21 protein-coding genes are annotated in these 20,620 nt (G+C 71.0%); 10 read left to right on the forward strand and 11 right to left on the reverse strand.

What is annotated here, in order from left to right:
• Window positions 1–17: 17 nt before the first annotated feature.
• Window positions 18–392 carry a transcriptional regulator gene (locus tag R3E98_20630; protein MEZ4425813.1) on the reverse strand — a complete coding sequence of 125 codons (375 nt, stop codon included), beginning with the start codon at window positions 390–392 and terminating at the stop codon, window positions 18–20.
• A complete protein-coding gene (locus R3E98_20635; GenBank protein MEZ4425814.1) occupies window positions 385–1,020 on the reverse strand; it encodes a hypothetical protein in 636 nt (211 codons plus the stop codon). Before R3E98_20635 ends, R3E98_20630 begins: the two co-directional genes overlap by 8 nt.
• 194 nt (window positions 1,021–1,214) lie before the next feature.
• Between R3E98_20635 and R3E98_20640 the strand changes: the two genes are divergently transcribed.
• Complete coding sequence (locus R3E98_20640; protein ID MEZ4425815.1) at window positions 1,215–2,414, forward strand: CoA transferase; 1,200 nt, start codon at window positions 1,215–1,217, stop codon at window positions 2,412–2,414.
• A gap of 10 nt (window positions 2,415–2,424) precedes the next feature.
• On the opposite strand, the gene R3E98_20645 is transcribed toward R3E98_20640, so the two are convergent.
• Window positions 2,425–3,393, reverse strand: coding sequence for a TAXI family TRAP transporter solute-binding subunit (locus R3E98_20645; protein MEZ4425816.1), 969 nt, complete (start codon window positions 3,391–3,393; stop codon window positions 2,425–2,427).
• A 242-nt stretch (window positions 3,394–3,635) separates the two neighbouring features.
• Here R3E98_20645 and R3E98_20650 point away from each other — a divergent pair, with 242 nt between their 5' ends.
• Genes R3E98_20650 through R3E98_20660 form a run of 3 tightly spaced genes read left to right on the forward strand, consistent with a single transcriptional unit; the run spans window position 3,636 to window position 7,861 of the window.
• The gene (locus R3E98_20650) at window positions 3,636–4,205 is read left to right on the forward strand and encodes a sigma-70 family RNA polymerase sigma factor (GenBank protein ID MEZ4425817.1); all 570 of its coding nucleotides are present in this window, start codon (window positions 3,636–3,638) and stop codon (window positions 4,203–4,205) included.
• Window positions 4,198–5,160, forward strand: a complete 963-nt coding sequence (locus R3E98_20655; protein MEZ4425818.1) for a FecR domain-containing protein — start codon at window positions 4,198–4,200, stop codon at window positions 5,158–5,160. Before R3E98_20650 ends, R3E98_20655 begins: the two co-directional genes overlap by 8 nt.
• A 37-nt stretch (window positions 5,161–5,197) precedes the next feature.
• The gene (locus R3E98_20660; protein MEZ4425819.1) at window positions 5,198–7,861 is read left to right on the forward strand and encodes a TonB-dependent receptor; all 2,664 of its coding nucleotides are present in this window, start codon (window positions 5,198–5,200) and stop codon (window positions 7,859–7,861) included.
• 45 nt (window positions 7,862–7,906) lie between these two features.
• Here R3E98_20660 and R3E98_20665 read toward each other — a convergent pair whose 3' ends face one another.
• The gene (locus tag R3E98_20665) at window positions 7,907–8,299 is read right to left on the reverse strand and encodes a VOC family protein (protein MEZ4425820.1); all 393 of its coding nucleotides are present in this window, start codon (window positions 8,297–8,299) and stop codon (window positions 7,907–7,909) included.
• A 213-nt stretch (window positions 8,300–8,512) separates the two neighbouring features.
• Between R3E98_20665 and R3E98_20670 the strand changes: the two genes are divergently transcribed.
• The 4 genes from R3E98_20670 to R3E98_20685 all read left to right on the forward strand — a co-directional run bounded on the left by R3E98_20670 (window position 8,513) and on the right by R3E98_20685 (window position 12,455).
• On the forward strand, window positions 8,513–8,866 hold the full coding sequence (locus R3E98_20670; GenBank protein ID MEZ4425821.1) for a helix-turn-helix transcriptional regulator: 354 nt from the start codon (window positions 8,513–8,515) through the stop codon (window positions 8,864–8,866).
• The gene (locus tag R3E98_20675; protein ID MEZ4425822.1) at window positions 8,853–9,644 is read left to right on the forward strand and encodes a hypothetical protein; all 792 of its coding nucleotides are present in this window, start codon (window positions 8,853–8,855) and stop codon (window positions 9,642–9,644) included. Before R3E98_20670 ends, R3E98_20675 begins: the two co-directional genes overlap by 14 nt.
• Complete coding sequence (locus R3E98_20680) at window positions 9,641–10,117, forward strand: MotA/TolQ/ExbB proton channel family protein (GenBank protein MEZ4425823.1); 477 nt, start codon at window positions 9,641–9,643, stop codon at window positions 10,115–10,117. Before R3E98_20675 ends, R3E98_20680 begins: the two co-directional genes overlap by 4 nt.
• A gap of 88 nt (window positions 10,118–10,205) precedes the next feature.
• Entirely contained in the window at window positions 10,206–12,455 is a 2,250-nt protein-coding gene (locus R3E98_20685; protein ID MEZ4425824.1) for a transferrin receptor-like dimerization domain-containing protein, read from the forward strand.
• Window positions 12,456–12,531: 76 nt separating this feature from the next.
• Here the strand turns inward: R3E98_20685 and R3E98_20690 are convergent, their stop codons facing one another.
• From R3E98_20690 to R3E98_20705, 4 genes are all read right to left on the reverse strand, one after another.
• Window positions 12,532–13,005 (reverse strand): CBS domain-containing protein, encoded by a 474-nt coding sequence (locus R3E98_20690; protein MEZ4425825.1) that lies wholly within the window; start codon window positions 13,003–13,005, stop codon window positions 12,532–12,534.
• A 458-nt stretch (window positions 13,006–13,463) separates the two neighbouring features.
• Complete coding sequence (locus R3E98_20695) at window positions 13,464–14,231, reverse strand: hypothetical protein (protein MEZ4425826.1); 768 nt, start codon at window positions 14,229–14,231, stop codon at window positions 13,464–13,466.
• Window positions 14,232–14,314: 83 nt separating this feature from the next.
• Window positions 14,315–14,794, reverse strand: a complete 480-nt coding sequence (locus R3E98_20700) for a hypothetical protein (protein MEZ4425827.1) — start codon at window positions 14,792–14,794, stop codon at window positions 14,315–14,317.
• Between the two features lie 352 nt (window positions 14,795–15,146).
• The gene (locus R3E98_20705) at window positions 15,147–16,364 is read right to left on the reverse strand and encodes an endonuclease/exonuclease/phosphatase family protein (protein ID MEZ4425828.1); all 1,218 of its coding nucleotides are present in this window, start codon (window positions 16,362–16,364) and stop codon (window positions 15,147–15,149) included.
• A 120-nt stretch (window positions 16,365–16,484) separates the two neighbouring features.
• Here R3E98_20705 and R3E98_20710 point away from each other — a divergent pair, with 120 nt between their 5' ends.
• Window positions 16,485–16,871, forward strand: coding sequence for a Rid family detoxifying hydrolase (locus tag R3E98_20710; GenBank protein MEZ4425829.1), 387 nt, complete (start codon window positions 16,485–16,487; stop codon window positions 16,869–16,871).
• A 71-nt stretch (window positions 16,872–16,942) separates the two neighbouring features.
• On the opposite strand, the gene R3E98_20715 is transcribed toward R3E98_20710, so the two are convergent.
• Both R3E98_20715 and R3E98_20720 read right to left on the reverse strand, forming a co-directional pair.
• Entirely contained in the window at window positions 16,943–17,071 is a 129-nt protein-coding gene (locus R3E98_20715) for a hypothetical protein (GenBank protein ID MEZ4425830.1), read from the reverse strand.
• Window positions 17,068–18,735, reverse strand: coding sequence for a sodium-dependent transporter (locus R3E98_20720; protein ID MEZ4425831.1), 1,668 nt, complete (start codon window positions 18,733–18,735; stop codon window positions 17,068–17,070). Before R3E98_20720 ends, R3E98_20715 begins: the two co-directional genes overlap by 4 nt.
• A 136-nt stretch (window positions 18,736–18,871) precedes the next feature.
• On the opposite strand from R3E98_20720, the gene R3E98_20725 reads away from it, so the two are divergent.
• Window positions 18,872–19,477: an inorganic pyrophosphatase gene (locus R3E98_20725; protein ID MEZ4425832.1), complete on the forward strand. Its 606-nt coding sequence runs from the start codon at window positions 18,872–18,874 to the stop codon at window positions 19,475–19,477.
• A 16-nt stretch (window positions 19,478–19,493) separates the two neighbouring features.
• On the opposite strand, the gene R3E98_20730 is transcribed toward R3E98_20725, so the two are convergent.
• Window positions 19,494–20,620: DASS family sodium-coupled anion symporter (locus tag R3E98_20730; protein ID MEZ4425833.1), on the reverse strand; the 1,127-nt coding region annotated here is incomplete at its 5' end.

The raw sequence follows: 20,620 nt of genomic DNA on the forward strand, positions 1-20,620 counted from the left end.
CCCGACCGTCCGCCGGATCATCGCGCGTCGCGCGTGACGGCGATCAGCGCCTCCATGTGATCGAGATAGCGCTCCAGCGCCTTCCGGCCCGCGGCGCTGAGCCGGTACTCCGTCAGCGGCGTCCGGTCCTGGAAGGACTTGGTGCAGACCACATAGCCGGCGTCTTCCAGCTTGCGCGCGTGCACGCTGAGGTTGCCGTCGGTGGCGCGTGTGAGCCGCTTCAGGTCGTTGAAGCTCAGCTCCTCGCCCGTGGCGAGCGCGCTGACGATGGCCAGCCGTGTGCGCTGATGGATCAGCGGATCGAGCGCCGTGGTGGCGCGTCCCGGCTCCGCCCGGACCCGCTCGCGCTCGCTGTCCGCGCCGCTCTTCGGGGATGCTGCGCTCCTAGCCACCGTACCTCCGTGCGATGATCCAGCCGAAGACGAGATTGAGACCGCCGAAGCCGGCGGCCATGAAGAGGTCGCCCGTGCCCGGCGGCGCGAAGGCCGCCGCCGCGCCCAGCACGAGGAAACAGGCCCCCATCGCCGGCACGATCCGGATGGAGAAGACGCCGGCGGCCAGGACCGCAGTGCCGTAGAGCAGCAGCCAGACGGCGGGGAGCAGGTGGGCCTGTCCGGCCGTGAAGAGCGGCCCGGTGAGCACCGCGCCGACCAGGAGGGACGGGGCCAGGCTCAACCCGAACTTGCGGCCCGGGCCGGACCAGACGGGCAGGTCGGCCGCCCGCGCCTTGCGTACCGTGGCCAGGACCGCGGTCCCGAAGGCCAGCACGGCCGCCACCACCCAGGTGGTCAGCCACAGCCGCGGGTCCTGCATCCGGGACGCCACGCCTGCCGCCACCAGCGCGAGGGTGCCCATGACCAGGCCCCCCCGCCCCGGGACGGCCGTGAACCGGGCGCTGCTCTCCATGGCCTGGCGGATGAACGCCAGGTCGTCGAGCGCCCGTTCGTGCAGCGCGATCGGGGGACGCTCTCCCTCGGGCTGGACCCGGATCCGGGCCGTGGCATCGCCGGCTCGCCTCATGAGGTGACGATGGGGGGTCGTGGGGACGTGTGTCAAGTACTTTGCAGTACAGAGAAGGTCGCCTGCCGCCGCGCTTGCCACCATCTTCGGCGCGGCGTTCTGCGGCGGTCGGACATCCCCGCCGCCGCGGGCCCGCCGGCCCGTCGCACCACCCCCGGACCCGAACCCTCTCCCAGGCCCCGCCGCCCACACCCATGCAGCCACTCCAGGGCCTCCGTGTCGTCGACCTGTCCCAGAACCTCGCCGGGCCCACCTGCGGGCAGATCCTGGCCGACCTCGGAGCCGAGGTCATCAAGGTCGAGCCCCCCACCGGCGATCCGGCCCGGGCGTGGGGACCGCCGTTCTGGGGAAACGACGCCGCGCTCTTCCTGACCGCGAACCGGGGCAAGCGCTCGCTGGCGGTGGATCTGAAGACCCCCGAGGGCCAGGAGATCGTGGCCGCGTTGGCCGCGGAGGCGGACGTGTTCATCCAGGCCTTCCGGAGCGGGGTCGTGGAGCGGCTGGGCCTCGGCGACGAGGCCCTGCGTGAGCGCCACCCCGGGCTGATCTACGTGACGGTCTCGGCGTTCGGCACCGAGGGCCCCCGCAAGGACGACCCCGGCTACGATCCGCTCATGCAGGCCTACTCGGGCCTCATGTCCATGACGGGCCATCCCGACGCGCCACCGGCCCGCGTGGGTGCCTCCGTCATCGACACCACCACGGGGATGTGGGCCGCGCTCGGCGTGTTGGCTGCGCTGCGCGAGCGCGACCAGACCGGCCGGGGCCGTCACGTGGTCGTGTCGCTCCTCGACTCTGCGCTCGCGCTCGTCTCCTACAAGCTGACGGGCTACCTGGCCGAAGGTCGCGTGCCCGGCCCCATGGGCTCCGCTTTCGGGTCGATCGCACCGTACGAGGCCTTCCCGACCCTCGACGGCAGCGTCATGATCGCCGCGGCCAACGACGGCATCTTCCAGCGCCTGTGCACCGCGCTCGACCTGCCCGAGCTGGCGGAGGACGAACGCTACCGCACCAACCCCTCGCGGGTGGCCCAGCGCGAGCCCCTCGTCGCCGCGGTGTCGGCGCGGACGCGCACCCTCTCCTCCGCGGAGCTGATGCAGCGTCTGGGCGCCCACGCCGTGCCCTTCGCGCCGATCCACGACATCGCGCAGGTGGCCGAGGACGCCCAGGTGGCGGCCACCGGCATGGTGCGTGCGCTTCCCCATCCCGACATCGACGACTACCGGGACGTGTCGTTCCCGGTGCGTTTCGATGGCGAGCGGCCCGCCGCCACCGAGCCGCCCCCGTCCCGGGGCGGCTCCAGCGCCGAGATCCTGGCCGAGCTGGGCTACGATGCCGACGCCGTGGCGGCGTTGCTGCGCGCGGGCGTGGTGCGGGGGTCGGAGGAGGGCTGAGGGCGCTCCGCTACGGCGTGACCGGTGCCTGCACGGCGTCCGGATGCGCAGCCAACCAGCGCTCCACCTCGGCGTGGACCGGGATGGGGGTGTCCTGCAGCCGCCGCAGATCGATGAGACCGGCCATCGGGTGCACGCGCGCCAGCTCGGGACGATCCGCGGTGACGATGGTCAGCAGCGCATCGACCACGTCGTCCGGCAGGGTGTCGAGCGAGACGATCCAGTTCATCTGCGACAGCGTGAGCAGCTCCTCCTCCTGGCCGGGATAGGCGCCGGCCGGGATGACGTCCCACGAGTAGTAGGGATGGCGCTCGATCAGCGCGGCCGCCGACACCGAATCCACACCGATCAGGCGCGCGTCGCCCGTCGTGGTGGCGTCCAACACGGCGGAGGCGGGATACCCCACGGAGATGATGGCCGCGTCCAGCGCGCGGTCCTTCAGCGCCGCGGCGGCCTCGGCGAACGACAGATAGCGCACGTCGATGTCGTCGTACGTGACACCATGGGCCTCCAGCACCTGCTTGGCGATCTGCTCCGTGCCGCTGCCGGGCGGGCCCACCGCGACCCGCGTGCCCTTGAGCTCCGAGATCGACTGCACGCGGCTGCCGGGCCCCACCATGATGTGGGTCATGTTGGCGTAGAGCGGGGCGAGGATGCGCAGGTTCTTGATCGGCTCCGGGAACGTCTCGGAGCCGTTGTAGGCCTCGTAGAGGGTCACCGGCAACGCGAAGGCCAGGTCCATCTGGCCGTTGACCATGCGATTGACGTTCTCCACCGATCCGCCGGTCACCTCGGCGGTATACTGGCGGCTGGAGTCGGCCACCGAGAGCCGGCTGGCGATGGCGCCGCCGATCGGGTAGTAGATCCCGCCGGTGCCGGCGGTGCCGATGCTCATGAACTGCCGGCGGGCGCCGCCCTCGCAGGCGGAGACGAACAACAGCGCGAGGATGAACGCGAGCGAGCGGATGCGTGGTGTCATGGAAGCCAAGGCCTCTGGGTTGATCGGTCGGAAGCCACGTCCCCCCGGCCGGTCCCGCCTCTCCTTTGGGGACGCACGGCGTCCGGAGGAGGCAAGGGGCAGGGGGACGGGCAGAATACCGGGGGGCCGGCGGCGCGACAACCGACGGGTCGGGCTTGGTAGGATCCCGCGCCGGATGCGTTGATCCCATGTAGACCGGCCCCGACCCTGGAGGCGGCAGGACCCATGGGTAGATCCCCCGCATGACGTTCGAGCGCCTTCGTGCCGGCGACCCCGACGCCTTTCGCGCGCTGGTGGACGACACGTGGCCGGGCCTCGTCCGGCATCTCGAAGGCGTGTCCGGCTCCGCCGACGCGGCCCAGGACGCGGCCCAGGAAGCATTGGTGCGGTTCTGGGAGCACCGCGAACGCTGGCAGGGGGACTCGCCGCGCGCGCTCCTGTACCGGATCGCACGCAACGTGGCTCTCGACGGCGCGCGCAGGAGCGCCACCCGGGCCCGGCTCTCCCCCACGGCTCCCCTGGCCTCGCCCGCGCCCCCGGTCCAGCCGGACGAGGCCCTGGCCTGGACCCGCCTCCAACGTCGGGTCCGGGCCGCCATCTCCGCGTTGCCCGAGCGCCGACGCGCCGTCTTCGAGCTGGTCCGGGACGCGGGGCTCACGCATGCCGAGGTGGCCGAGGCGCTCGAGCTCGCGCCCCAGACGGTGGCCAACCACCTGAGCCTCGCGCTCCGCGACCTGCGGAGCGCCCTTCGCGACCTCGTGGACGAGAGCGCGGAATCACCGGATCGCACGACGAGATCGAACGATGGATGAGCGCATGGTGCGGGTCCTCAACGGCACCGCGACGGAGCTGGAGCAGCGGCAGGTGGAGCGCTGGCGGGCGGAGTCGGCGGCGCACGAGGCGGAGTGGCGCGAATGGGCGGCGGTGTGGGAACTCACCGCTCCCGACGCCGACGGCGCCCCGCCGGCGCCCACTCCCGAGTCGCTGGTGGCGGACGCGGAGTCGCGTCGGCGCCGCAGCGGCGCACGGGCCTCGCGGCGTGCGCTCCTGCGCTCCCCGCGCATGGCCTGGGCGCTGGCCGCGGCGGCGGTGGTGGCCCTCGTCGCGTTCGGGCTGGAGCGGCACGGGAGTCCGCCCGCCGGGCCGGCCCTCACGGCGGTCGGCTCCACCGAGGGCGCGGACGAGGTGACGACCCTCGACCTCTCGGACGGCAGCACCGTGCGGCTGGGCGCATCCTCCCGGTTGGAGTTCCCGTCCGCGCCCGGTCGGCGGGAGGTGGTGCTGGACGGGCGGGCCTTCTTCGCGGTGGCCCATGCGGATACGCCCTTCGAGGTCCGTACGGACGCCGGGCGGGTGGTGGTGCGGGGCACGCGGTTCGAGGTCCGCACGGACGGCGACGGCCTGCGGGTGGTGGTGGTGGAGGGGGTGGTGGACGTGGAGACCGCGCGAGGCCGGGTGCGCATCGCGCCGGGCGAAGTGGCGCGCGTGGACGGCTCCGGCCTCACGGCCGTGTCGACCACGGAGGACGTGTGGAGCCTCCTGGATTGGCCCGGCGGCTTGCTGGTGTTCCAGGCCACACCGCTCGCGGCCGTGGGTGCGCAGCTGGAGCGCAGGTTCGGGCGGCCGGTCCGGGTCTCCTCTGCGGCCGCGCCGCTCCGCGTCACGGCCTGGTTCGGCAACGAGCCGCTGGCCGAGGTGGTGGAGGCGGTGTGTCTCGTCGCGGGCGTGCGCTGCACGGTGGCGGATACGGTGGTGGTGGGTCGTTGAGCGGAGGGGTGGACGCATGGAGGGGAGGAGGATGGGGATGAGGAAGCGGATGCGTCGTCTCGGATGGGGAGCCGGTCTGGCCCTGCTGACCTGGATGGGCGGAGGCGGAGACGCGGCGGCCCAGACCTCGGGCGGGGGAGGAGCGCTCGACCGCCCGGCTCGTCTCGACATCGGCGCGGGCTCCCTGGGCGATGCGCTCGAGGCCCTGCGCCGGAGCTCGGGCGTGGCGCTCGCCTACAGTCCGGACGTGGTGCCCCTGGGCCGCTCGGTATCCTGCGCCTGCCAGGACCTGTCCGTGGGCGAGGCGTTGCGTCGGCTCCTGGAGGGGCTGGACCTGGAGGTGCGCGTGGTGCGCAACCAGGTGCTGATCGGGCGATCGGGGTCCTCGGCGTCCACCGGGTCGCTGACGGGGATCGTCCGTGAAGCCGGGGGCGCACGTCCCGTCGCCGCCGCCGAGGTGCACATCGTGGCCATCGGCGCTGCGGGTATCAACGACGCGGCGTCGCGCACCACCGTGCGGACCTCCCTGTCCGACGCCGACGGCCGGTTCCGGGTGGACGGGCTCCCCGCGGGCCCGTTCCGCGTGGACGTGAACGCACTGGGCTACGAAACAGGCACGCGCATGGTGGAGGTCGCCGCGGGGCAGACCGCGGGCGTGGACGTCGAGCTGGCGTTCGCGCCCATCCCGCTCCGGGAGATGGTCATCGCACCGGGCAGCTTCGGGGTGCTGGAGGCCGCTCCCGCGGCAACCGGGATCACGGTCACGCGGGAGGACATCGAGGCCACGCCCCAGATCGGCGACGACGTGTTCCGCACGCTCAAGCGCATGCCGGGCGTATCGACGGACGACATCTCCACCCGGCTCAACGTGCGCGGCAGCACGGACCGAGATCTCCTCGTGCGCCTCGACGGACTCGAGCTGTACGAACCCTATCACCTCCGCGACCTCGACGGTGCGCTCGGCATCGTGGACGTGCAGACGCTGGGCTCGGTCGACCTGATCACCGGCGGGTTCCCGGTCGAATTCGGGGACAAGTCCGCGGGTGTGTTCGACATGCGCACGCGCAGCGCACCGCCGGAGGGGACGCGCACCATCGCGGGGCTCAGCTTGAGCACCCTCTCGCTCAGCAGCCAGGGCAACTTCGGGGACGGACGCGGCCAGTGGCTCGGGTCGCTGCGTCGCGGCTTCCTGGAGTACATCCTGGCCGCGGCGGATGTGGAGGACGACCTCGACCCACGCTACTGGGATGTGCTGGGTCGCGTGCAGTACCTCTTCGGCGGACGGGACCTGGTCTCCGCCGAGGTGCTTCTCGCGGGCGATCAGATGGGATGGTTCGACGATGAAACGGGATCGCGCGTGGACAGCGACTGGTCGAGCGCCTACGGCTGGCTCACATGGAAGCGCGACCGCGGTGGACGGGTGCGGGTGGAGACGCTGGCCTCGGTCGGCGGCTTGAGCCGCGACCGCACGGGCGTGGTGGAGAACCCCAATCGCGGTGAGTTCACGCCGCTGTCGGCTCGCGTCTCCGACGTGGCGGACTTCCGCTTCGCGGGGCTGAAGCAGGACTGGCAGATCGACCTGGCGGACGACCTGCTGCTCAAGCTCGGCGCGGATCTACGGTGGGGGGACGGCGAGTACGACTACACCCGTCGAACCGCGCGTCTCGCCGTGGGCACCGACCGGCGTCTGTTCGTCGCGGCGGACTCGGCCGCCTGGGCGGCGCAGCCGGACGGCACCGAGCTCGGTGCGTACGTCGCGCTGCGCGCCCGACTGGGATCGCACCTGAGCGCGGAGGCAGGGCTCCGCTACGAGCGATGGCAACACCTGGATGCGGACGGGCTGGGCCCCCGGCTGCTGGCGCGCTGGGATCTCGGTCGCGCCACCAACGTCCGTGCGAGCGTGGGCCGCTACCTGCAGGGCCAGGGGATCCAGGACCTGGCCATCCAGGACGGCGAGGAGCGCTTCCACGCACCCGAGCGGGTGGACCAGGTCGCGCTCGGCGTCGAGCACCGCTTCACCGCCGGGTACACGGTGCGGCTCGAGGGCTACCGCAAGGCCGTGGAGGATCCGCGGCCGGTCTGGGTGAACCTCTCCCGCGAGGTCAATCCGGTGGCGGAGGTGGAGGCGGATCGCACCCGGCTGCTGCCCGACCGGGGCCGGGCGCGCGGGCTCGAGGCCATCGTGACACGCGACGGCGCGGGCGCGCTCGCGTGGTCGCTCAGCTATGCGTGGTCCCGCGCCGAAGACCGGATCGACGGGCGCTGGGCACCGCGCGTGCTCGACCAGACCCATGTGCTCAATGCCCGCTTCGCCTGGGACCTGCGGCCGGGATGGCAGCTCAGCGGCTCCTGGCAGTATCACACCGGGTGGCCGTTCACGGAGCAGATCCTGGACGTCGTGGTGGCGGAATCGGAGGACGGCAGCCAGCTCGTGGACGTGATCGAGCGCGGCTTCGGTCCGATCAACGAAGGACGTCTGCCGGCGTACCACCGTCTGGACCTGCGCATGACCCGTGCGTTCCGCTTCGAGCGCAGCACGCTCGAGGTGTTCCTGGACGTGTTCAACGTCTACGACCGTATCAACCTGCGGGGCTACGAGTGGTTCCTGCAGGAACAGGGTGGCGTGCTCCGCGCCGCGCGCGATTCCGGGGAAGAGCAGTTGCCGCGGCTCCCCACCCTGGGAGTGCGCTGGGTCTTCTGAGCGCTGGCGGCCGGCGACGTGGCGCGCCGATTCGCGGGTACGGGCCTACTGCGACGCCTGCCGCACCTGGAGGACGTTCCCCTCGGGGTCCCATCCCTCACAGGCCCGCACTCCGCGGGACTCCCACTCGCGTTCGGGCGGCAGGATCCGACCGCCGTTCGCGACGGCGACGTCACGGGCCGCGGCGATGCTGGCGACCGGCAGGCACACCTTCAGGTAGCAATCCTCGCGCACCGGCGGCAGACCCCGCTCGTCGAGGACGACGGGCGGCTCGTTCCGCAGGAGGTGGACGACGAGCTCGAAGCCCGCGAGCCCCAGCACGACGTGGACGTCGTCCTCGTGCACGACGTCCATCGAGGCCAGCGCCCGATAGAACCGGGTGACGTGGTGCAGGTCGTGCACGAATACCACGGCGCTGGGACAGGGGAGATCCGACACGTGCCTCTCCGGAGATCGGGGATGGATCCGCGGGTGGGTGTGACGCTCGACGGTCTGGACCGGTCGTAGCCGGTCGCGCCGAGGGTGAGCCCGGGTCCAGCGTGGCGTTCCGCCCGGCGCCGGTCAATCGACTCCTCGGCACCCCTTGCGGCAAGCCGGACGCCGACCTATCTATGATCTATATATAGACCACCGATATATCGAGGAGCGCTCATGGGTGACGAGTCCGCCGACCTGCAGGCGCTGTCCCGGAGCATCAACACCATCCTGATCCTCGGCGTCCTCAAGGACGAGGAGAAGCACGGGTACCAGATCGCGCTCGACGTGGCCGACGTCAGCTCCGGCTTGTTCGAGCTGCGCCATGGGACGCTGTATCCGGTGCTGCACCGCATGGAGAAGCAGGGCTGGATCTCCGGGCGTTGGCAGAAGCAGGACGGACGGCGTCGCCGGGTCTATCGCATCACCGCGGAGGGTCGGCGTTACCTGACCGGCGAGGCGGACCGCTTCGAGACGCTCGCCGAGAGCGTGCTGGCACTCGTCCGGGGACCGCGCCATGCCACACCCTGACCTGAGCGCGGCCCTGGACGGCCTGGCCCTCCCGCAGCCGGAGCGGGCGCGCATCCTCGAGGAGATCGCCGAGGACCTGGAGGGGCTACGCGCCGAGCTCATCCGCAGAGGCATGGACCCGGTCGCCGCCAGCGCCGAGGCCGTGCGGTTGCTCGCACCGGGCGATTCCGCGCTCGCGGCGCTCGCCAGCGTGCACGAGCCCCTCCACGCCACGCTGGTCCGCCGCTTCTCGTCCGGCATCCGAGCGGCCGAGTGGCTGGGGCTGGTGGGCGTCACCGTCGTGGCGCTCGGGATGGCGCTCGGCGCCCTGGCGCGTGTGGACCTGCTGGACGCGCCGTCTCCGTGGTTGGCTCTCGTGCTCGGCGCGACTGCCGCGGTGCTCATGATCGCCGGTCGCAAGGCGTACCAGCTGTACGTGGTCCGTGACCACCACCCGGCGCGCCTGTACGCGGGCATGAACGCGCTGTTGGTCGGATCCGGGGTCGCCATCCTGCTCGGCTTCGGAAGCGCGACCGTGCAGGCGCTCCTGCTCGCCGCTCGTCTGGAGCAGACACCGGCCCGCGCGGTCGAGTGGTTCCTCGCCTGGCTGCTGGACGCGTCCATCCTCGTGGGCACCGGCTTGACCACGGCACTTCTCGGAGGGCTCGCCTGGATCCTCCTCACCGGGAAGATCACGGCGGTGGAGGTCGCGAACCTCCGCTCCGCGCAGGCGGTCCGCCGCGCCACGGCGCACGCGGCGTTCGATCCCACCCTTCCCCTCACCGGAGGCCACCCATGATCACCGTGTACCGCGCCATCGCGCTGTTCCAGGAGTACGCCCTGCAGGATCCGCAGACGGGCGAGACGATCCGCGGAGCCGCGGTCGCGCCCTTGCTCTCGTTCGCCCACATGGGCGTGATGCGGTGGCCGATCACGTTCTGCGCGGCGATGGTCTTCATCCTGGCCGGGCGCTCCATCTGGCGGATCCAGCAGAGCGAGCCGGGACAGGCGCGTCTCGCCCGCAGCACCATCGACGGCAGCCTGTTCTGGGGCGCCTATGCACTGGCGCTGGGCGTGCTCGCCACCATCATCGGCTTCATGGTGGCGGCACAGTCGGTCGAGGCCGTGGGTCGGGTGGAGACCGGCCTCGTCTGGGGAGGCGTGAAGGTGGCCCTGTCCACCACGGTGTACGGTCTGCTGATCTTCCTGGTCGCCGCGCTGGTGTGGGTGGGGCTGCGGGGGTGGCACCGGCGGGCGGTCCTGGCCAGCTGACCGCGGGGGCGCCGGCACGGCTTGCCCCACCCCGCCCCGACCCCCGAACCTCCGTGGGACCCGATCCAACCCACGCGAGGCTCGAACGATGGCCGTACCGACCCGATCGCTGACCGCCGGCGCGGCGCTGACCGCGCTCCTGGCCTTCACGCCCGCCCGGACCGCCGACCCCGACCTGCTCGGCTTCACGGCGGCGGGGGCCCAGGCCCAGATGGAGCTGGAGGCTCGCTACGCCTCCATGCTGCAAGCGTCCAATCTGGAAGAGTGGATGCGCTACATCGTCTCCAAACCCATCTACACCGGCTCGCCCCACAACAAGGAGACGGCGGAGTGGATGGTGGAGCAGTTGCGCTCGTGGGGCTTCGAGGCGGAGCTGGAGGAATTCCAGGTCCTCTTCCCGATGCCCAAGGTGCGGCAGCTGGAGATGGTGGCCCCGACGCGGTTCCGGGCGCGTCTGGAAGAGCCGGAGCTGCGCGAGGACGCGGCGTCGCGCGTGCGGCAGGACCGGCTGCCCACGTACAACGCGTATTCCGCCGACGGGGACGTGACCGGGGAGCTGGTCTACGTCAACTACGGCATTCCGGCCGACTACGAGGAGCTCGCGCGCCGCGGCATCGACGTCCGCGGCAAGATCGTCATCGCCCGCTACGGAGGATCCTGGCGCGGCATCAAGCCCAAGGTGGCGTACGAGCACGGCGCGATCGGCTGCATCATCTACTCGGACCCCCGCGACGACGGCTACTTCCAGGGAGACGTCTACCCCAAGGGCGCCTACCGGATGGAGCACGGCGTGCAGCGCGGCTCCGTCTCGGACATGCCCCAGTATCCGGGCGACCCGCTGACGCCCGGCCGCGGCGCCACCGCGGACGCGGAGCGCTACACGGTGGAGGAGTCGCCCACCGTCATGAAGATCCCGGTGCTGCCGATCTCCTACGCGGACGCGCAGCCGCTGCTGGCGGCGCTCGAAGGTCCGGTGGCCCCCGCGTCGTGGCGGGGTGCGCTGCCCATCACCTACCACATGGGTCCTGGGCCGGCGCGCGTGCACCTGAAGCTCGAGTTCGATTGGAGCTTGAAGCCCGCGTACGACGTGATCGCGCGGGTGCGCGGCAGCGAGTTCCCGGACGAGTGGATCGTGCGCGGCAACCACCGCGACGGCTGGGCCATCGGCGCGGCCGACCCGATCAGCGGCATGGTCGCGGTGCTGGAGGAGGCCCGCGCGGTGGGTGAGCTGATGAAGACCGGCTGGCGGCCGCGCCGGACGATCGTCTATACCGGGTGGGACGCCGAAGAGCCCGGCTTGCTGGGCTCCACCGAGTGGGCCGAGCAGCACGCCGCCGAGCTCAAGGAGAAGGCGGTGCTCTACATCAACACGGACGGCAACAGCCGCGGCTTCCTGGGGGCGGGTGGCTCGCACGCGCTCGAGGCGTTCGTGAACCAGGTGGCCAAGGCCGTGGACGATCCGCAGACGGACGGCAGCGTCTGGCAGCGCACGCGGGCGGCGTCCGCGGTCGGTGGGGACCGGGAGGCGCTGACCCGCTCCGACATCCGGATCTCCCCGCTGGGCTCGGGCTCCGACTACACGCCCTTCCTGCAGCACCTGGGCATCCAGTCGCTCAACGTGGGCTTCGGCGGCGAAGGGGGTGGCGGCTCCTACCACTCCGTCTACGACTCCTTCGACCACTACACCCGCTTCGGCGACCCCGGCTTCCAGTACGGCGTGGCGCTGACGGAGGTGGTGGGACGCATGACCCTGCGCTTCGCGATGGCGGATGTGCTACCGATGAAGTTCGGCGGGCTCGCGGACAACGTGCGGATGTACCTCGGCGAGGTGGAGAAGCTCGCGAGCGACCTGCGCGCGGCCACCGAGCACGAGAATCGGCTGATCCGTGAGAACGCCTACGCGCTCGCAGCCGATCCCACCGAGACCTGGGTGGCGCCGGAGGCGGAGGAGCCCGTGCCGTTCTTCAACTTCGCACCACTCCAGAACGCGGTGGGCCGCCTCGAGCGCGCAGCCGCCGCCTACGATGCGGCGCTTCCCGGCTTCCTGGCTTCGACCCCGGCCAGCGCGCAGCTCCAGCGCGTCAACGACATCCTGCAGGGCATCGAGCAGCGCATGACGGATCCGCAGGGGCTGCCCCGCCGGCCCTGGTTCCGGCATCGGATCTATGCGCCGGGCTTCTACACCGGGTACGGCGTGAAGACGTTGCCCGGTGTGCGCGAGGCCATCGAGGAGCGGGAGTTCGACCAGGTCCCCGAGCAGGTGGAGCGCACCGCGGCCGCCATCGAGCGGGCCGCGGAGGGCATCGAGCAGGCGACCCGGCTGCTGGGAGGGCGCTGAGGAAGCGGCCTCGCCCGCTCCTTCCGCCGAGCCTCCGCAAGGCGGTCGGCACGAAGGGCGAGCGAGGCCGCGACCGTCACGACTGCAACGTCGGCAGCTCGTCCGCGCCGTCCGCCGCGAGCCCCGCGCGCGGCGTGCAGATGGTGCACAGCGCGTCGGCCACGTCGCGCTCGGTCAGACCGTCACCCTCACCGCGGACGCTGACGCGGGCGAGGTCGGACAGCGACAGCATCCCGCCCACGCCCCCGCGCTCGTCGAGCACCGGGAGCCGGCGGACCTTGTGGCGCCGCATGAGCGTCACGGCCTCCGACAGCAGGTCTGTGGAGGTGAGGGCGACGACGCCCTGGCTCATCACCGTCCGCACGGGGATCTCGTGGAGGGGCTTGCCCTGGAGGTGGGCGGCCATGGCCAGGTCCCGGTCCGTGACCATGCCTCTGAGCTTCCCTTCATGGTCCACCACCGGCAGCGCGCCGAGATCTCCATACCACATGAGCTGCGCGGCCTCGTTGGCAGACGCATCGATGTGCACCGTCTGCACGTGCTCGGTCATCGTCCTCCCGGCGGTCGCGGCGGGATACAACGCCATGGACGTCCCTGCATCCGCGCCGGTCGCAGGTCGAGTCCGCTTCGTCGTGGTGGTCATTCCTCCCTCCTTCGTCCCGAGGTTCGGTTGCGATCGGGTTGGCAGTCGCATCGCGTCGGGTGACGCGGGCGGCCGCGTGTCCCGGGGGGCATCTCAACAGTACCACGCCCGAACGGCACCGGGAGGCTGGGTCCGCCGTCTCTCAGGCGGTGGCGGAAGACTCCCGACGACCTGGCCGCGGGCTCACCCACAGGATCCGAACGGACCGTCTGATCCAGCGGCTCATGCGGGAGGCGTCCAGAGACCCACCCCACGACGAAAGGGCCCCGGACCACCCGGGTCCGGGGCCCTTCGACTGCCGTCCTTGCCTCCGTCGCGTACCGCTCGGCCGGGGGACCTTTCGTCCCGACGGAGACTGCGGACCGTCAGCCCTGGCTGTCGGGCCGGTCGCGTCCGTCCCGGTCCTCGTCCTCGAAGGCCCGGATGGAGCGCCGGATGTTGTCGCGGACCAGGCTGCGGTTGGCGCCGTCCGGGCCGGCGGTGGCGGGATCGATCAGGGCCCCGTTGCCGCGCTTGAACCAGCCCGTCACGTCCAGGGTGAGCGTCAGGTTGGTCGAGCCGGAGTCCTCGTCGATGACGAGGGGATCGGAGAACTCGATCTCCTGCTCCTCGGACAGGTTCTCGTTGAACGTGAAGGGCTCCCCGTTGAACGTGCCCTCCACCCGGATGCTCACCCCGTTCAGCTCGGGATGCGCGGCCAGGATGGCCTGGGCCTCCTGACGGTCACCGCTCAGCGTGTGGATCTCGAACTCCAGCTCCTCGTAGGTGTCAGGAACGATCTGCGCCTCGAGCACCTGCTGCACGGAACCGTCGAGCGGAAGCTCGAACAGTGTCGGACCGAGCGAGAAGCGCTCACAGGCATCCCCGCTGATGCCGTCCAGGCACTGGTCGCGGAACCGCCGCTTGAGCTCGATGTCGCGCAGGACGAGCGCGACCCGTGTCAGCACCAGCTCGTCCCCCTCCGCCTCCTGGACGACGTCCCGGGCCGCGACGGCGGCTGCACTGTTCTGGGCCAGCGCCACCGAGAGCGAGACGTTCGACGCCTCCTCGGGTCCGGCGATGGCGTCACAGGCGCCCACCGGGGCGGCGGCGCACAAGATCAAGAGTCGATTGATGTTATGTCGATTGAACACGAATCCCCCCAGCCGTGGATCCCGGTCGATTGGCGACCGGAGCGGCTGAGGGGACGTGCAAGGGGAGTACCGCGAGGCCGGCGTCAGGCCACGCGGGCCCATCCGTCCTCGGGCGAGGGCTCGGGCGCGCGCCCCGGCTCCGCGGCTGCACCGTATGCGCCCGAGGCCCGCAGAAGCGCCTCCAACAGGATGGCACTACGCCGCAGCGCGCGGTTGGCCATGATCAGCCCGATCAGCTTCCCGACCGCCGCACCGCCCACCATCAGGGTGACCCCGACGGACAGGGCGTCGAGCGTACCCTGGGTCGCCGCGGGGACCAGCCCGACGTAGAGCCCGTAGACGACGAGCGCCGTCAGGTATCCGAGCGCAGCCACCTCGGTGCCCCGGGTGCGGAGCTGGCGATTGAGTCTCAGCTCCCAGTCCCGACGGGCGTGCTCGGGGAGGGTCTCCAGCCCCAGACGGATGCGCCGATAGTCGCGGCGTACGGAAGGGATATCGTCGGCGAGGTCCTCGACCTGGGTCCGGTCCCTCAAGGTCAGCGTCTTTCGATCGGTCGTATTCATGGCGCGTTCCGCGCTCGGCGCAGCGATAGGATGTCGTCTTCGGTGGAACGATCGGGAGCGTCGCGGTGCGACACCTCCGTTCCGTTCTGGCGTTCAATCTGCCGGACCGCGGACACCTGCGTCGTACGGGAACGACGTAGACGTCCAGGAGGGACTACGTAGGAGGCGCGCGGAGGCTTCGGCGGGACCCGCCCGAGGGCGGGGCCGCCCCCGGTCGACGGGTGGGGGTGGACCCGGTCGAGAGGAGGGTCTGGCTCGAAGTCCGAGCGTGGCGGGTGGACAGCGGGGGCCGAACCGATCGGGCGCGGCGGTCGCGACGAGGCGAGCAGCCGCTCCACCTCGCAAACCCTTCTCAGGGCAGGCGCAGGTCCAACCAGATCAGCCGGTGATCGGACGCCGCGTCGGCCCAGGCGGCGCCTTCGGGGTCGCTGGCGGCGTCCGGCCAGAAGACGCCACCGTCCAGCACCTCGATCCCGATGGACGGCAGGAGGTAATCGATGCGGGAGCCGCCACCGAACCCCGTGGTGGCCCGCTCCCAGTGGTCCGGCGGACCCGCCGGGCGCCCCCGGCGTCCCCCTTCGCTGATCAGCAGATCCCCCGTGTCCTGGATCCGCGGGTGCTCGAGCAGCTGGGAGATCGCCGTCCGTCCGTCGTACAGCGACTCGTCTGCGTTGGGCCGTGCGTTCAGGTCGCCGACGACCACGAACGGGGCATCCGAATCGTACCCGCCCTGACGGCCGGCATCGTCCTCGAGCTCCGGCGCGTCATCCAGGTACAGGGCCCAGAAGCGGATCTCGTCGAAGTTGCGCCGACCGTTCCGGTCCTCCTCGCCGTCGAACACCGGCGGCGTGGGGTGGCTCACGAGGAGGTGCAGCACGGTGTCGGCCACCTGCACCGGCAGATCCCAGTGCGACTTGCTCGACAGGCGCAGGGCCTCACGCGCCGCCTCCGCGTAGAACCCGACCGGCATGTGGTGCCCGGGAAGGCTCTGCCAACGGAAGCGCGCGAACGTGCGTGCCCGATCGGGAAGGAGCGGCAGGCGCGACAGCACCGCCATCGAATACTGTCCCGGGTACTCCCCGTAGCCGAAGCTGTCGTCGCCGTGGGCCCGCGTGCGCAGGTCCTTCTCCGTGGCCACGATCCCGTCCCCGTTCAGGTCCAACCCCGAGAGCAGCCCCGTGTTGTTCGGCGCCGCCCACGTGTAGCGGAAGTCGAGGGGCGCTTCGCCCCGCGTCAGATAGGCCTGCACGAAGCGTCGCGCGTTCAGGTCCAGTCCGTGCTCGGCTCCGTCGTAGTCGTGGTCGATCTCCTCCAGGACGAGCACGTCCGGTCGGATGCGCTGGAGGATCGCCGCGGCCGCGCGCAGCTGGGGGTCCTGCCCCTCCCCCTTGTCGTCGACGTCCATCAGCTTGGCGGTCGACATCTCCTGCACGTTGAAGAGCGCCACCCGGACCGTGCGGGCTCCACCACCCCCGCCCGCCTCCCCGGCGGGCTCGGGCTCCCCTCCGCAGGTCACCAGGAGGAGCGCCGCTGCCGCGGCGTGGAGGGTGCGCCGTCTGGCCGTTGCCATGGCTTCGTCCTAGGGTTGGAAACACCGGTCGCGGTCCCACAGCGGGGGTTCCGGTTCCGCGACCCCATGGAGCTTCCACGCCCCGCCCGTGCGGGGCAAGCCCGATCCGGAGGATACCTCGTGAGCGCCATCCGACCCGTCACTACCGATCGTGCTCCGGCCGCCGGTGGCCACTACTCGCAGGGGATCGTGCACGGAGATGTCGTCTACGTCTCCGGCCAGCTCCCGTTCCGGCCGGGCGACGCCACCCGGACCCTGGGTACCGTGGCCGAGCAGGCGGAGCAGGCGCTGCGGAACGTCCAGGCCATCCTGGACGCCGCGGGCAGCGGGCTCGACCGCGTCCTGCAGATGACGATCTACATCTCGAACGGCGACGATTGGGGTACGGTCAACGAGGTCTACACCCGGGTGCTGGGGGATCACCGGCCGGCCCGGGCCGTCGTTCCGGTGAGCCCCCTGCACTACGGCGCCGCGATCGAGATCCAGGCGATCGGCGCGGTCGGGTAGTCGCGTCCGGCGCCGTCCCGGAACCGTGTCCGGCGCAACGGGCGCACGCCCACCCCTCGAGGTGCGCCGGCCTATCGGTCCGGGTCGGTTTGCTCGTCCCGGTCCATCGGGCGCCGGAGGATCAGCGCGAAGTAGCGGATGGTGAATCCGGCGATCAGCGTCCAGGTGACGACGAGCATGACCAGAGCCGTGCGGGTCATACAGCCTCCTTGCGGCGCCAGGCCATCCGCACCAACGCGGCGAGGCCGACGAAGACGAGCAGCAGCAGGACACGGGTCGCGTCCTGCACGAACGCACGAGTGGGTTCTCCCGTGGCCGGGTCCCGCCACGCCCAGCTCGGGTCTCCCACGTGGCCGAGTCGTCCGATGACACTCTCGGGCGCGAACGGCCAACCGCCCCCGCTCACGAACGATCCCCAGGCCGCCGGCCAGTCGCTGCCGACCGGCTGCAGAAGGGAGCCCACGAACACCACGCCGATGAAGGCCGGCGTTACGTAGCGGATGACGAAGCGGAAGAATCTCGGGACGTGGATGTCCGCCCCGCGCGTGATCTCCTCCCAGCCCCGATCGATCCCGAACACCCAGCCGAAGACCAGCACCTCCAGCAGGGCGAACACGACGAGCGCGAAGGTGCCCGTCCAGAAGTCGAACTCATCGAAGGTGCCGCCGGGGTAGAGCCACACGCAGAGGAAGCCCAACCCGCGGTGGCGGCACCGAAGAGCAGCGCACCCTTCCGACGCTCCACACCGAAGCTCGTCCTCCAGGAACGCCAGGATGGGCTGCCCCATCGCGAGGGACGAGGTGATCCCCGCGAAGAAGAGCAGACCGAACCACATCGCTCCGGCCGCGGGGGCCAGAGCGCCCCAGTGGTTGAAGAGGCTGGGAAGGGTGAGGAAGGCGAGGCCGAAGCCGCTCCCGCCGGCGGTGGCGGCCTGCACCGCCTGCAGGCCCAGATAGGCGGTGGCGATCGGGATCAGGATGGTGCCGCCCAGAACGACCTCGACGAACTCGTTCATCCACCCCGCGGCCGAGGCGTTCAAGGCGATGTCGTCCTTGGCCTTCAGGTAGGACGCATAGCAGTGGATCGAGCCCATCCCGACCGACAGGGTGAAGAAGATCTGCCCGGCGGCAGCCAGCCAGGTGGAGAAGTTGGTCAGGCCCTGGACGTCCGGCGCCCAGACGAAGTCGAGGCCCTCGAGCGGGCTCTGGACCACGCCCTCCGCTCCCGGCTGCAGGGTCAGCCCGCGGATGGCCAGCAGGACCGCGAACCCGAGCAGTAGCGGCATGCCGATCTTGGCCGCGGTCTCGATTCCACGCACGAGACCGCGCGAGAGGATCCAGACGTTCAGCACCAACGTCGCGGCAAAGAAGCCCAACGCTTCGAGCGGCACGGCGAAGAGCGACCGCTCGTGCACGCCGAGATAGCGCGGGAAGAACTCCGCCGCGTCGACGCTGGCGAAGGTTCCGCGCAGCGAGTGGACCACATAGGCGAGGGTCCAGGACTCGATGTAGCAGTAGTACGCCGCGATGGTCAGGTTGGTGAAGAGACCGAACACACCGATGTACTTCAGCCAGCGCGAGCGCCCGAGACGGGCGAACATTCCCGGCGCCGAGTGGTGCCCGAACGCGCCGCCGTGGCGCCCGATCGCCCACTCCACCCACAGGAGCGGCAGGCCCATCAGCACGAACGCGATCAGATAGGGCAGGAGAAATGCTCCCCCACCGTTCTGCGCCGCTTGCGCCGGGAAGCGGAGGAAGTTGCCCAGCCCTACCGCATTGCCCGCCATGGCCAGCACGAGCCCCACTCGGGTACCCCACCGTTGCGACCCGTTCATGGCCGCCTCTCCCTCCGATTCAGTGGACACGGATGCACGGCGTCGGGAGCTGGTCTGGATGCCAGCCTCCGCATCGACGCTCGATCTGGCGAACACGGATTGCGAACTGGCGGGTCGCGGAGCCGCCGGACACATTCCGCTCGTACCGAGAAGGCGGAGTCAGCCGATGCGCGACGAGATCCAACGCTTCCGACCACACCCCTGGCACGGGCTCAGCGCGGGCCCGGGGCCTCCCGCGCGGGTGCAGGCGTTCGTGGAGATCACACCCTTCGATCTCGTGAAGTACGAGATCGATAAACAGTCGGGGTACCTCCGCGTGGACCGTCCCCAACGCACGTCCTCGCTGCCACCGGCGCTGTACGGGTTCATCCCCCGCACGCTTGCAGGAGCACGGGTCGCCGCGTGCATGGACGGAGCGCGCGCCGGCGATCTGGACCCGCTCGACATCTGCGTGATCAGCGAGCGCCCGGTGGAGCGGGCGGAGATCCTCGTAACCGCGCGCGTCGTGGGGGGGATTCCGATGCTGGACGGCGACGAAGCGGACGACAAGATCGTCGCCGTTCTCGATGGCGATCCGGCGTGGGCCTCCGTCCGCGAGCTCGACGAGCTTCCACGGCCGATGATCGAACGGCTCCGCCACTACTTTGCGACGTACAAGACCCTTCCGGGCGAGCAGGCCACGGCACGGGTAGGGGAGCCGTATCCGCGAAAGCACGCCGAGCAGGTGATCCGCGCGGCGCTCGCGGACTACGCGGCCGCGTTCGGCACCTGACGCGGATGGGAGGCGCTCAGAACCAGCCAAGCAGCCTCCACCACGCCATCCCCAGGGACAGCCAGACCGCGAGCGACACCACCGACGCCGCGAGGCCGACCCGCCACCACTGCGTCTGCGATACGTAGCCGGCCCCGAAGTAGATCGGCCCAGGCGTGGTGCCGTAGTGGGTCACCGACGCCATCAGGTTCGAGCCATAGGCCAGGGACAACGCGGCCACGGCCGGCGGAGCTCCCGCGACCAGCATGACGGCCAGGAACGGCGCGTACATGGCCGTCGCGTGCGCCGTGATGCTCGCGAAGCCGTAGTGGGAGTAGTAGTAGATCAACAGCAGCGAGCCGAACGCCGCCCACCAGGGCCACCCGGTGGTCAGCGCGGCCGCCGCCTCCGCGAAGCGTCCGGTGAGTCCCGTGTTCGACAACGCCGCCGCGAGCTGGACAAGTCCTCCGTACCAGATGAAGACATCCCATCCCGCGCGCTCGCCCAGGAGATCGTCCCATCCGAGGACGCCCGTCAACAGGAGCACGGCGATGCCGAGCAGGGCGACCGCTGCGTAGTGGATGTGGTGGAAGGCCGTCGTCATCCACAGCGATGCGACGAGACCGAACACCATCAGCATGAGGCGCTCGGGCCGGCCCATCGGGCCCAGGGCGGCGAGCTCCGCCTCCGCCAGCTCGGCGGCCGCCGGAGTATGCGTCACCTCGGGGGGTGCCATCCGATAGACGAGCAACCCGACGGCGACGAGCCCCACCAACCCCGGGACGATCGCCCCCAGGAGCCACCGCCCATAGCCGAGGTCGATCCCCGCGGTCTGCTCCGCGAAGGCCGCGATCAGCGCGTTCGACGCCTGTCCCGTCAGGTAGATCGCGCAGGTGACGCAGCAGCATTGATACAGGAACATCATCAGGAACGCGCCCAGCCTGCCGGCGGTGGGACCGGGGCGGGAGTCGTAGGCTTCCGCCAGGCTCTTCGCGATGGGAAAGACGATCCCGCCGGAGCGGGCGCCGTTCGAAGGGATGAAGCTGGCCAGCACCAACTCGGTGAAGGCGAGCGCGAATCCTAGCCCGAGCGAACGGCGACCTAGCGCGCGGATGAACAGGAACGCGATCCGCCGACCCAGGCCCGTCTTGATCATCCCCCGCG

It is taken from the genome of Gemmatimonadota bacterium, assembly GCA_041390125.1.
Classification (GTDB): domain Bacteria; phylum Gemmatimonadota; class Gemmatimonadetes; order Longimicrobiales; family Gaopeijiaceae; genus JAGQIF01.